Source organism: Mycolicibacterium canariasense, from assembly GCF_002101555.1.
GTDB lineage: Bacteria > Actinomycetota > Actinomycetes > Mycobacteriales > Mycobacteriaceae > Mycobacterium > Mycobacterium canariasense.
Map to the genome: position 1 here is coordinate 51,156 of NZ_LQOL01000019.1, position 12,168 is coordinate 63,323.

Genomic DNA, 12,168 nt, shown 5'->3' on the forward strand with positions numbered 1-12,168 from the left:
TCAGACCGCGCGCCCCACCCGACGCAGGATGAAGTCACCGGTGCGCCGGCCGTGGTGGAATGCCGACGGCATGGCCGCGGCCAGTGCCGTATAGGCGGACCTGGTCTTGCGGTTGAGCCGATCGAGCCGGATCTCACCACCCTCGGCCAGGTGGTCGTCGTACGGGACGACCACGACGTTCTGCACCCGGCCGCGGAAGTACTGCGTCAGCTGGGAAACGTCGACCGACGTGTCCCCGGCCCACGGCGAGTTGACCACGACGCTGGTGTGCGCCGCCAGGTAACCGAAACCGTGGTGTTCGAGCCAGTCCAGGGTGGCCAGGGCGCTGCGGGCCGAGTCGATCGCCGGGGATGCCACCACCACCAGCGCGCTCGCCGCGTTCAGCACACCCTGGATGGCCGAGTGAGTCAGGCCGGTTCCGCAGTCGGTCAGGACGACGTTGTAGAAGCGGTCCAGCACCTCGTGGACATTGCGGTAGTCGGTCTCGGAAAAGGCCTCCGACACTGCCGGATCGCGGGCAGAACCCAGGAACTCCAGGCGACTGGCGCTCTGCGAGGTGTGCCGCCGGACGTCGGAGTAGCGACTGATACCGCTGTCTGCCAACAAGTCGCGCACCGTCGATCGAACGTGGTCGGGTCCACGCTGGGCCAGTGTCCCGAGGTCGGGGTTCGCGTCGACGGCGATCACCCGGTCGCCCCGCATGGTCGCGATGGTCGAACCGAGGCCGACGGTCGTCGTCGTCTTTCCGACCCCGCCCTTCATGGACAGCACGGCGATGCTGCAGATCCCGTGGCGCAGACGGGCGGGGCGACTCGGCTCCGTCCCGTCGTCCATGCCCACCCCGGGGGTCACGGTTCCGCCCGTCGCGCGGTGCAGGGCCTGGCGCCACCCGCTGCGTCCCGGGGCGCGCTCCTGGCGCCTCAACCCCAGTTCGGCTGCCGACGGTGAGTCCCTCGGCGGTGGAGTGACCGAGCCCAGGTTTCCTGCGGTGAAGCTGGTGTTGAACCGGGAGGGGAACTCCACCGTGTCGTCGTGCTCGGTCATGCGGTCTCCTCTTCGGTACGGTCGGGCGGTCGTCTACTGGATGTTGAGCGTCTGCAGGATGTTGCTCAGGGCGCCTTTGACGTCGCTCGACTCGAGGCGAACCAGTGCGGTCTCGTCGATCTCGTCCAGCGCCGTGCCGTAGCTCTCGGTCAGCCGAAACGCGCGTTCCTCCTCGGCCGCCTCGATCACGTTGCGGACGAACCGGCCGTTGCCTGCGAGGTCGATGTTCGCGCGCATCTTGCCGTCCGCGTCCGCGGATTCACCCGAGCACAGTTCCGCGCAGACCGTGACCAACTCGTCGTAGGCCTCCGACGTCAGTTCGGAATCGCGGGAACTGGCGATCAGGCGTCCGATGTCACCCAATTCGTTCGGGGTGTAGGACGGGAAGCGGATCCGCTTGGTGAACCGTGACGACAGCCCCTCGTTGGCGCCGAGGAAGCGGTCGATCTCGGAGTCGTATCCGGCGATGATGACGACGAGGCGGTCACGGTCGTTCTCCATCCGGGCCAGCAGGGTGTCCACCGCCTCCTTGCCGAACGCGTCGCCGCCGGAAAGGCCGGTCTGGATCAGGGTGTACGCCTCGTCGATGAACAGCACTCCGCCCATGGCGGAGTCGATGAGCTCGGTCGTCTTGATCGCGGTGCTGCCGAGGTGCTGACCGACGAAGTCCTGACGCTTGGCCTCGACGACCTTGAGAGTCTCCAATAGCCCCAACCCGCAGTAGGTCTGGGCGACGACGCGTGCGATGGTCGTCTTACCGGTGCCCGGCGGCCCGGTGAAGGCCAGGTGCAGACTGCTCGATGACGTGCTGAATCCCTTGTCCCGGCGCAACTTCGCCAACGTGACACTCGACCGCAACTTGGCCACCTGCAGCTTGACGTCGGTGAGACCGACCTGGCGGTCGAGCTCCTCCTGTGCGGCCCGCAGGTGCTGGTTGCTCCGCTCGGCGTGCTCCTCTGCGTCGACGTCCGCACCCGTCGGGGCACTCGCGGGATCCCATTTGTCCCGGCGCGACTCGATGGACTCCTTGGTGGTGATCACCAACCGGAACTTGGGGTCCTGCAGCGCGGCATAGTTGGCCGCGAAACCCGGCTCCTCGCTGTAGATTCGCTCGAAGATCTGGCGCGCGTCGGGTTCGTTGCCCATCTCGCGCAGGGTCAGCCCCTTACAGAACTCGGCAGCCCGTCGCGCCGCCGGGATCGGGCCGTCGATCGCCTGGTCCAGCCGGCGGATGCCCTCACCGAACAGCCCCATCTGCGCGCAGGCGGAACCCACCATGAGGTGGCATCCGGCCGCGATGTACTCGTCGGCATAGGATGCCGAGTCGGCGAGCGCGGTCAACACGTCCGGCCAGCGCTGGGTCGTGAAGTGCAGGACGCCGCGAACATACGCCCGAATCTGATCGGTGGACGGGTCCGCGGCGGAGCCGCCGGCGGCGGCCAGCTCGTCGAGGATCTGTTCGGCGGCGGTGTAGTCCCGGCCCTGAATGAGGTTGGCCGCGTAGGCGACCCGGATCTCGGACAGCGAGCTGAGCGGGTAGTCGAGGTAGAGCCCGGTCTCGAACCGACCGGTCAGGGAGCGCGGGGCCAGGCCCAGCCGCCGCTGCTCGCGCCCCAGGTTGTCCGCGGTGATGAACAGGTGATGGATCACCTCGGCGGTGCTCTCGCCGGCGGCTGCCCTGCCGAGCCAGGCATCGCACATACCCGGGTCGTATTCCGTGGCCCGCCGGAACGCCGACGCCGCGTACTGCAGGTCCCGTTCGATCTCCAGGCCATCGATCGGAATGCCAAGGGACAGCACCCCGGCGTCGAAAACCTGCTGCGCGTCCCGGCTGTCACCGCTCATCGGATCCCCATCTCCTTCGTGCCGGTCCACCACGTCGCGGTGTTGTCGTCACGATGTGAAACGTCGGGATCGTCGGGACCGTTCACCCGGGGAGTCGGCCGGGGCTTCGGCTTCGCGAGCGAATGGATTCGGGCCACCGTCCGTTTGCAATCCCGTACAGCATTCCCGGCGTCGCCGGTTCACCGGGCGTTTCCGAGAGGAAGTCAGATGGCGTTTTCCGTGGTTCCCCCAGCGCTCGAAGCGTTTGCAGCTGCCAATGCCGCTGCCGCGCAGGCCGTGTCCGAGGCGGGAGCGGCAGACCACGCCGCGAACCTGGCGTCGGCCGCGTCGGCCCTGGGGCCGATCGGCGCCGAGTACCTGGCGGCCTATGCGCCGGCTCAGGCCGCCAACTTCGCCGCAACGCTGGCGGTTGCCCAGCTGCACGCCGCGATCGGGATGGCAACGGAGTCGGCGAAGACCTCGTTCATGGTCACCGACAACGACTGATCGGGACCAGTGGAGATGGCATCGACGACGCACTTCGACGTACCGGGGGTCAGCGCCGAGACGCTCCGCCCGGCTTCGGTGACGCCGAACCCGGAGCCGTCCGGCGGTCTCGACGCGGCCAGTACCAACCTGGACGGCTACTTGAACGAGCCCGTGCGCGATATCCTGGCCCGGCTCGGGCTGGCGTCCGGCGGGGCGCCGGCGAATCCGGCGGGCACCGCCAACTCCGCTCCGCCGCAACAGCCGCAGTCCGCAGCCGGGGACGCGTCCGATGGCGGTGGTACCGGTGGGTTCGATCCGTCGCAGATGATTCAGCCGGTCATGGACGCACTCGGCAGCCTCGGCTCGGGTCAGATGGGCCAACCCGATCCGACGCAGTCCTTCGACGGGATCGGTCAGGCGCTGGAATCCGCGGGCAGCCAAGTGCAACAGGCACTGTCGGGCCTCGGCGACGACTGGCAGGGTGACGCCGGCGCGGCGGCGCAGACGGCCGCCCAAGCCGCGCTCGCGGATGGGAGCAAGGTGGCCGACCAGGCTGCGAGCCTGCGGTCCAGTCTCGCCACGGCCGCAGCCGCGGTGCAGGACGCTCAGGCGCGACTCATCGAAATCGTCAACGTGTTCTGGGCGAAGATCGCCGCGATTGGGCCGAACATCATCTTTCCCTGGGGAATTGCCGCGGCGATCGCTGCCGCAACGGAAGCCGTCACCTCGACCGGTGAGGTCATGGCGGAGACCCAGGGCACCCTGGCAACCCAGGCTGCCGCGGTGACGGCTGCCGGTGCACCCGTGGACGTCACGTCCATCCCCGCGCTCGGGGCGGGGGTCCAGGGGCTGAGCCCGTTGGTGCAGTTGGCGTCCTCGGTCACGTCACCGGTGTTGCAGGCGATCGGCTCGGCATCGAACGCGGCGCCGGGTGCCGGCTCCCCGGCCGACGCGCCCTCCGCCCCGCTGGTGGCCCAGGCTGCGGGTGTGGCGGGCAGCGGAGGTGGCGGTGCGGGCGCCGCCGGTGGTGCCGGAGCGCCTCGCGGCGTACTGACGGCGACGGCCGCGTCACCGCCCGCCCGCCCGATGAGCACCGGGGTTCCCGCAGCCGCGGCCGAGACGGCCACCCCGGTGCAGGCGACCTCGGCGCGGTCAGGAGTCGCAGCCGCAGGCGCCGGCGCTCCGATGGGCGGCGGGGCCCCGATGGGCCACCACGGCAAGGCCGGGATCGGTGGCGGCCACAGCGCTGCCGACTTCCTGCACACCTCGGACCAAGGCGGCGAGATCGTCGGTGATCTCGGCAGTGTCGCCCCACCGGTCATCGGTGAGAAGGACCCACTGGACAGTCCCGAAGTCGGACTGCGAATCGGTTAGGAGTGAAGCCATGGCGGACAACGACATTCTGCGAATGCGACCGACGGAGGTCGCCGAGGCCTCGGCCCAGCTGGACGCGCTGGCCAGTCGCGTGGAGCAGCTGATGCAGACCGAGACCCCCAACCTGTCGGTGCAGCCGGGTGCGCGCGACGAGGTCTCACAGCACGTTGCGGACACGCTCAACGGCGTTCACGACGCGTTCGGTGCGTCCGTGGAGCGCGGTGTCACCGAGATGCGTGAGACGGCAGCCACTCTGCGGTCCCAGGCCGACGACGTCACGCACCTCGACGACGGCTTCGCGGTCTGACCGTCGGCGGCGTACGTCACCACTCGCGAACAGCTCCAGAAGGGAGGTCAGGACATGGGATTCACGAACGTCGCGTGGGATTCGCGCAGCACCGAACAGCTCGCCCGCGACCTGACGGAGGGCCCCGGTCCGACTCCCGCCGGCGAGGCCGGAGCTAGCTGGGTTCGCGTCGCGAACGAACTGGCGGCGGTGTCCGAGGACTATCAGAAACTCGCCGATCAGCTCACCGGTGCGTTCGAGAGCGGCTCGGCCGACGCGGTGGTCCGCCGGATCCAGGACTTCGGGCAGTGGCTGCGGGCCATGAGCCTGAGCGCGGCCGGCAATGGACAACGGGCCGAGGAGGCCGCCGTCGCCCACAGTGTCGCCATCCTGGCCATGCCGACCGTCCCGGAGGTCGTGGAGGCGCAGACCACCCGTGCGGTGATGGCGTCCCTGGCCGCCTACAACGGGGCAATCCTCAACGGGCGCTTCGCCGAGTTCGACGAGGCCGCCGACGCCGACCAGACCAACGCAGCCGCGGTCATGGAGCAATACGAGGAGTCGTGTTCCGACCTGGCCCAGCCGTGGGATCAGCCACCTCCTCCCGACGTCAGCAACGGAGCCGCGCGAGCCGCAGAGCGCGAGGCGCACGCGGCCGGCGACGACGGAGCCGGTGGCGGCGGCAGTGTCGGTGGCGGATCGGCCGTACCCCAAACCCCGCTGGGAGCGTTTCGGGTCGCCCAGGTCAAATCCAGCGGCGAGGCACGGAATTCGTCTGTGGGCCCAGCGGTCGGCAGTACGTCGGCCGGCGCCGGCATGGGCGGTATGGGTGGCTACGGTCCGATGGCGGCCGGCATGGCCCGCGGCGACAACTCGCGCGAGCACGAGTCGGCGCTCGGCGCGGAAGCCCTGGCCGGCGGCGGCGAGCCCGGCGCAGGGCTGGCGGACGGCGGTGTGAACTGGCTGCCCACTGCGGCCAGGAGTGACGCACCCCTGCTGGTGTCGAACGTCAGCTGGGGGCCGACCAGTTCGGCATTCGACGGGTTGGTCCTCCCGTCGGAACCGGAGGTCCCGGCATACGCCGATCCGCCACGCCCCACGCTGGAACAGGTGTCGGATCACTGGGTCGCGCCCGCCGTCATCGGCCGCGGAACGGAGACGAGCGCATGACCGGAGCGTTGACCCAGGAATGGTCCTTCACGGCAGACGAACTCGCGGCGCTGGCCCTGCGGACGTCCGGCTCGTCCACCGTACTGGGGTTGCGATCTCGGCACGCGACGGTGGATGTTCGGGATGCCGCCGTCAGTCACGCCGCACACACCCTGACCCAACGAGGCGTCATCGTCGACGGAGTGGTCGACGACGAGGTCGTCACGGTGCTGCACGCCTTGCAACGTCCAGCCCGCCAGCTCGTCGTTCGACTGGTGACCCCGGCCGGAGCCGGCCGCTTCACCATCGTCCGGCGCGGCCCGCTGTGCGTCCTGGCCCGGCGCGTGGCCGAGCGGCTGGACGTCAGGGTGCTCGGCGCCGGCATCACGCTATCCGACGCGGCGGCAACGCTTCTCGACGAGCTTCCCCGCGCCGAGCCGGCGGCGATCGAGCCGGTTGGGGCACCCCTGTCGGACCTGGCAGGGGCACTGTCGGAGAGCCACGACCCCCTGGTCCTCGCGGACCGGATCCGGGCGCTGGGTGTCAAGCAACGCTCCGCGATGCTGTTGGGTGCGGCGCTGGGTTCGAGGCAGGCCTTCGCCGAGATCGTGTACTGCGCTCTGGTCGACGGCGAAGACGTGATCGCCCGGGTGCCTGCGGCGGTTGCGGTCTTCTACACCGTCCGCGGCCGGGTGATCGCCGTCCCCAGCGAGTCGCCGTCCGGGCAGGTGTGGTCGACGCTCAAGCCGGGGTCTGACCAGGTATTCGGTCAGGCCATCAGCCAGCTCGTCGCACTCTCGACCGAGAGATGGGAGGGCGGCTAGCCAGACACACGTTCGAAAGATCGCTAGTCCCAAGCTGTTCAATGTTCACCAGGAAGGAACATCCGCACATGACGGTTTCACTCACCCCGGCCGAGGCCGAGGCGAAGATCCAGCAGATTCAAGAGGCTCGCGGGCAGGCCGTGCAGAAGCTGAACCAGATCAGCGACGCGCAGGAGCAGATGCTGTCGGCGAACTGGCAGGGTGGCAGCGCCTCGACCTACCAGCAGACCTCGCAGGCGCAGCGTGAGGAGTTCGACGACATCATCAAGTCGCTCGACGCGACGGTGGAGAAGGGCTCGGAGCACCTCCGGGCCGTCGCCAACATGGACAACGGATAACGGGACAGGGAGAACAGACATGGCCGACAACATTCTCTACAACTTCGGCGCCAACGCCGGGTCGCTCACCGACATCAACGGGATGTTGAACAACATCCAGGAAGTGCGCCAAGACATCAGCTCGATCTTCACGACGCTGATGAGCGTCTACGAAGGCGAGGGCGCGACCGCACTCAGCGCTGCGCACCAGAAGATCGACGGCATGCTGGACGAAGCGGTGAACACTACCATCAACACCCAGAAGCAGGCGCAGGATCAGCAGGACGCGATGCAGTCGCTCGACCGGGCCAACGCCGCGGCGTTCTGATCGGACTGGCGGAGCCGGGGCCCGACCGGCCCCGGCTCCGCACCCCGCCACACCAGTGAAGGAGAGGAAAGCCCATGGGACAGAACTGGGTTGACAGCATGAAGGACCTCAAGCGGGGTGCCGAGAACGGAGATCCGGACCTCAAGCTCACCAAGGAGGTACGGGACGCCTACGTCAAAGCGGTCCACGACTTCCGCGATCTGCTCAACGAGCAACTGAGGAAGATCAACGCACTGCCGGGCTACGGCCCACCAGGAGACTTTCAGTCTGCGGCGCAGACCAAGACCAACCTCGAGCACGGCTGCAATGAGCTCAAGAGGGTCATCGCCGACTACACCAAGTACCTCGACGCGTTCGCCGACACGGTCACCGAGTCCGGAAAGTGCCTGATCCAGTCGGGCTAGGCCCGGCTGCCCCGGGATCGGATGCGGATTCTCGATCATGTTCGCATCACCGTCGAGCAGCTGGCCGACCCTCCAGCCGAGTCAGGCGACGTGCCTGCCGCAACGGTCAGTCGAGTGGCGTACTCGGACAGATGAGTACGCAGTAGACCGCGAATCTTTGTCCCTACCTTCCGATTGGAACAACCATGCCGGCGACTCACCCGCAGAACGGCCATAAGTGGCCTGGCACTGACCACTATTACTGGGATCCCGGCAAGGCCCCGGGAGAGCCCGGCTTCGTGGCCCCCGAGGGCTACGTGCCTCCCGGTGGCGGCAAAGGAGCGTCGTCGCCTCCGGCAAAGTCATTCGGCGACTACAAGAAAGACCACGTCGACGGGAAGATCAAGGACAACAACGGCGATCCACGTCACGGGGGCGGCAACAACAAACCGGACGCCACCCTCGGTGAGCTGGGCGGCAACGGCGCCAAGGTCGACGCGGCGTCGGTGGTGTTGGAGAACTTCGACGGCATGGACTACGAGACCATCTACAACCGCATGACGGGAGTCTCCGAGAACATTGCCCCCGGATACAACGACACCCTGCGCGGTGTCGCCCAACAGATCGTCAAGGGCATGTCGGACTTGAAGGACCGTCTCGAGTCGCTGGAGAGCGACGGCGGGTGGAAGGGCAAGACACACGACGCGGCGATGGCCAACATCCTGAAGTCTTTCGACGTGCCAAACGAATTCGGTAAGGCCGCGCTGTCCTTGGGGGTATTGAGTGAGTACTTCTCCCAGACCATGTCGACCAACAAGCACAACATCGTGGATCAGTGGCAGACCTACCAGAACTGCTTGTCGTGGTATCCAAACGAAACCGATACCGTCAAGCAGTATTTCAACAGCTTCGCCCAAGACGTCATGAAGAATTACTACTCGCCGGAGATCAGGGACATCGCCGGCCACCAACCGGCGGTGAGCTCGACTGCCGCTCCGGACGTCGGGTCGTCTTCGGGCGGTAACAACGGCGGGGGCAACAACGGCGGGGGCGGTAACAACGGCGGCGGCAGCAGCGGTGGCGGTAACAGTGGTGGCGGTAGCGACAGCGACGGCAGCGGTAACAGCGGTGGCGGCAGCGGTAACAACGGTGGCGGCAACAACGCGTCGCCGCCGCCCTTCTCGCCGCCGAACCTGTCCGCCAACACCCCAGGCGGTGGGTCGTCCGGCGGAGGGTCCCCGAGCGATGGGTCAGCCGGTGGTACCGACACACCGAACCAGTCGTTCAACCCGCCGGCCATGCCAGGCGTGAAGACTCCGGGGCTGCCGTCGGAAACCGGTGGGGAATCGGGGAGCGGATCGGCTGGCGGCGCCCCGCCGACCATGCCCGAGCTCGCGGCGACTGTTCCGCGCGTTCCCGACCGTGGCGGCTCCGGCGATCCGTCCACGACGGCGACTTCCGGCACGGGCGCCACCTTCGACCCGTCGAAGGTCCTCACGGACCCGAAGTCCGTTGCCGCTGCCAACAAGCTGTTCAACGATCCGAAGACGGCGGACGCGGCGAAGAAGCTCTTCGGTGACCCCAAGTTCGCCGATGCGGCCAAGACGCTCTTCGGTAACGGGGCCAAGGGGCTGCTGGACAATCCCAAGGCCCTCGACGCCGCCAAGACGTTGTTCGGCGATCCGGAGGCCGCGGATGCGGCGAAGACGTTGTTCGGCAACCCGGATACGGCGAAGGACGCGCAGAAGTTGCTGAACGATCCGCATGTGGGCGATCTCGGCAAGGCGCTCAAAGAGTCCGGGGCACTACAAGCGACCGGTCTGACGGGCTTGGACCCGACGGGTGGGACCGATGCCAAGGATCTCAATCGGAGCCTTCTGAGCCAATCCGGGTTGGGCAACGCGGGCGCAATCCCGGGCTTGGCCGCGGGCACGGCCGGCAGCCCGTCCGACGGCTTCAGCAGCCTGGTCGGGGGAATCATGGACGGGGTCAATCAGATCGTGCAGACCGCTCAGCAAGGGGCGGCTGCACAAACGCCAGGGTTCGGCGGAGGACCCGGTTTCGACGGTGCCCCCGGTGGATCGGCGGGTCACCCCGGTGGCGGCGCGGCTCACGGTGGCGGCGCGGGCGGCGGTGCTGCCGGACCCGGCAAGATGCACCTGGCGACTGCAGGCGCACCGGTGGCCGCGGCCAACTTCAATCCGGCCACGCACGGCCACGCGCTCAGCGCTGCCGTCGATCCCACGCAGGCAGGGTCCAGTGGCGGCGGCGCGCCGGCGGGCGGCGGTCACGGCGGTGGCGGCAAGGGCGGCGAAGGCAAGGACCACAAGGGCAACAGGGCGCTTCGCGGCAGCCACAACGGGCAGGACCTGATCGGTCAGCCCGAGGCGGTGGTGTCCGTCATCGGTGACGACGGCGCGGACGGCATGCCGGGCTGGACCATGGACACCCCATGAGCAACACGAGGGGGCCGCGCGCGGTGGGGGAACGGGCCGGTAGCGGAGTGACTTCGCGACGTGAGGTGGGCGCACTCGACCTTTTCGACTTGCAGCTGATCAACGAGCGATACGGTCGTGATTCGCTGCCGTACCCCTTCATGTTGACCAGGCCCACACCGTTCGAGTTCGTCGACGAGGTGGCCCGCTACGCGGTGCAATTACCCGACCGTCTGCGGTCGGGGGATCTGAGTGTGTTCGCCCGGTGCCTGGAAGCGTGGCTGCATGCCGACGTCACCGTCGCCGGGCACGTACAGTACGTCCCGGCCGATACTCCGAGCATCCGCGTGCTGGCCTTCCGCACCGGCCAATCGGGTTATCTGCTGCAGCAGAGAGCCGATGCGGACGTCGTCGACGTCTGTATGGTGTCCCCGCTCGAGGTGGGCGCGGCCATCGCGGCCGCCATGAATCTCGAAGGGCCAGGACGCCATCCGCGCATCCTTATCCCGGAATACGTGCCAAGACGGCCGGCGGATGTGGACACGGACGACGTCGTGGTACGTCATGAAGTGACCGCCACCTCCGGTGTGAACGTCTCGGCGTCCGAGTTGTCGGCCTACGCGAACGTACAGAGCAATTGGCGGCCGGCACGGGAGTGGGGCATCGATGCCCACAAGGAGTCGCTGACCTGGATGCGGATGAGGGACGACGGTGACTATCTGGGAGAGCCCGACCGCAGTCGCGGGATCCCGTTGACGACGGCCTTGCTCTCCGAGCGCATCGACGGTCTGATCGCCGCCGACATCGAGTTGTTGAACGAATCCCGCGAATGGTCTCTTCCCTGAGCACGTTTGATCAATTGCGGCCGATTGACCGACGTCACGTGGATGTGGTGTCGCGTCGATGCCTGACAGACCGGAAGGACGAGCGTGAGCAACGAGTCGATACGAAGTGAGTTCGGTCAGGTACTGGCCTTGGTGCAGGAACAGATGCGTGACCTGAACAATATCCAGCAGCAACGATCGACGATGGTGGCGCGGGCGACTGCCGCCGACGGCCTGGTCGAAGTGACGGTGAACGCTCACCGCACGATCGTCAAGACGGTCGTGGACGAGTCCTATCTGGACGATCACGAATTGGCCGAACTGGGCGCTCACGTGACCAGCGCCGCGCAGGCGGCCGTCCGGCAGTTGGACAAGCGGTCGGAGGCGTTGCTCGCGCCGATGAACGAGCGGCGCAAGGCGGTGTCGGAGATCTCCGGCAACGTCATCGGTCTTCCCGGATTCCGCGAGGCGCTGGCCGAGGTGAGTGCAATGGGCGACGCGCTGCAACCTCAGCCGAGGCCGACCGAGAACGACGGCGACGACGCCACGTCGTTCCCGACGATCAGGAGTTGATCCATGCCGGAGTTCAGTGTTCAACCCGCCGACCTGCGTTCCACGTCCAAGGACCTGGCCGACGTCAGCGCCCGCATGAAGGGTGTGATGTCGCGGTTGTCGGCCAACCTCGCCGCCGAAGGATCGCCGTGGGGGGACGACGACAGCGGCCGGAAGTTCCGTCACGGCGACAACGACAACGGGTATGACGCTCAGCGGGAGTGGGTGGACGGTTCGGTGGACGCCAAGGCTGTGTTGCTCGACGAATACTCCGAGGGATTGCGCACCGGAGCAGATACGCTCGAGCAGACGGATGACGTCTAGCTGCGTCGCGCGCTC

14 protein-coding genes are annotated in these 12,168 nt (G+C 67.7%); 12 read left to right on the plus strand and 2 right to left on the minus strand.

What is annotated here, in order from left to right; translation table 11 throughout:
* Entirely contained in the window at positions 1-1,044 is a 1,044-nt protein-coding gene (locus AWB94_RS02210) for a MinD/ParA family ATP-binding protein (RefSeq protein ID WP_062658820.1), read from the minus strand.
* Between the two features lie 33 nt (positions 1,045-1,077).
* Positions 1,078-2,889 (minus strand): type VII secretion AAA-ATPase EccA, encoded by a 1,812-nt coding sequence (gene eccA, locus AWB94_RS02215; RefSeq protein WP_062658821.1) that lies wholly within the window; start codon positions 2,887-2,889, stop codon positions 1,078-1,080.
* A gap of 207 nt (positions 2,890-3,096) precedes the next feature.
* Here eccA and AWB94_RS02220 point away from each other — a divergent pair, with 207 nt between their 5' ends.
* From AWB94_RS02220 to AWB94_RS02275, 12 genes are all read left to right on the plus strand, one after another.
* Positions 3,097-3,375, plus strand: a complete 279-nt coding sequence (locus AWB94_RS02220) for a hypothetical protein (RefSeq protein WP_062658822.1) — start codon at positions 3,097-3,099, stop codon at positions 3,373-3,375.
* A gap of 15 nt (positions 3,376-3,390) precedes the next feature.
* The gene (locus AWB94_RS02225; protein WP_131805379.1) at positions 3,391-4,731 is read left to right on the plus strand and encodes a hypothetical protein; all 1,341 of its coding nucleotides are present in this window, start codon (positions 3,391-3,393) and stop codon (positions 4,729-4,731) included.
* Between the two features lie 10 nt (positions 4,732-4,741).
* Positions 4,742-5,038, plus strand: coding sequence for a PE domain-containing protein (locus AWB94_RS02230; RefSeq protein ID WP_062658824.1), 297 nt, complete (start codon positions 4,742-4,744; stop codon positions 5,036-5,038).
* Positions 5,039-5,092: 54 nt separating this feature from the next.
* A complete protein-coding gene (locus AWB94_RS02235) occupies positions 5,093-6,187 on the plus strand; it encodes a PPE domain-containing protein (RefSeq protein ID WP_062658825.1) in 1,095 nt (364 codons plus the stop codon).
* A complete protein-coding gene (locus AWB94_RS02240; RefSeq protein WP_062658826.1) occupies positions 6,184-6,990 on the plus strand; it encodes an ESX secretion-associated protein EspG in 807 nt (268 codons plus the stop codon). Before AWB94_RS02235 ends, AWB94_RS02240 begins: the two co-directional genes overlap by 4 nt.
* Positions 6,991-7,058: 68 nt before the next feature.
* On the plus strand, positions 7,059-7,328 hold the full coding sequence (locus AWB94_RS02245; protein ID WP_165605383.1) for a WXG100 family type VII secretion target: 270 nt from the start codon (positions 7,059-7,061) through the stop codon (positions 7,326-7,328).
* A gap of 19 nt (positions 7,329-7,347) precedes the next feature.
* Positions 7,348-7,635 carry a hypothetical protein gene (locus AWB94_RS02250; RefSeq protein WP_062658828.1) on the plus strand — a complete coding sequence of 96 codons (288 nt, stop codon included), beginning with the start codon at positions 7,348-7,350 and terminating at the stop codon, positions 7,633-7,635.
* Positions 7,636-7,709: 74 nt separating this feature from the next.
* On the plus strand, positions 7,710-8,039 hold the full coding sequence (locus tag AWB94_RS02255) for a hypothetical protein (RefSeq protein ID WP_131805380.1): 330 nt from the start codon (positions 7,710-7,712) through the stop codon (positions 8,037-8,039).
* Positions 8,040-8,224: 185 nt separating this feature from the next.
* Complete coding sequence (locus AWB94_RS36020) at positions 8,225-10,474, plus strand: hypothetical protein (protein WP_062658830.1); 2,250 nt, start codon at positions 8,225-8,227, stop codon at positions 10,472-10,474.
* Positions 10,471-11,298: an ESX secretion-associated protein EspG gene (locus tag AWB94_RS02265; protein WP_131805381.1), complete on the plus strand. Its 828-nt coding sequence runs from the start codon at positions 10,471-10,473 to the stop codon at positions 11,296-11,298. The genes AWB94_RS36020 and AWB94_RS02265 overlap by 4 nt, the downstream gene beginning before the upstream one ends.
* Positions 11,299-11,382: 84 nt before the next feature.
* The gene (locus AWB94_RS02270; RefSeq protein WP_062658832.1) at positions 11,383-11,850 is read left to right on the plus strand and encodes a YbaB/EbfC family nucleoid-associated protein; all 468 of its coding nucleotides are present in this window, start codon (positions 11,383-11,385) and stop codon (positions 11,848-11,850) included.
* A gap of 3 nt (positions 11,851-11,853) precedes the next feature.
* The gene (locus AWB94_RS02275; RefSeq protein WP_062658833.1) at positions 11,854-12,153 is read left to right on the plus strand and encodes a WXG100 family type VII secretion target; all 300 of its coding nucleotides are present in this window, start codon (positions 11,854-11,856) and stop codon (positions 12,151-12,153) included.
* Positions 12,154-12,168: the final 15 nt, after the last annotated feature.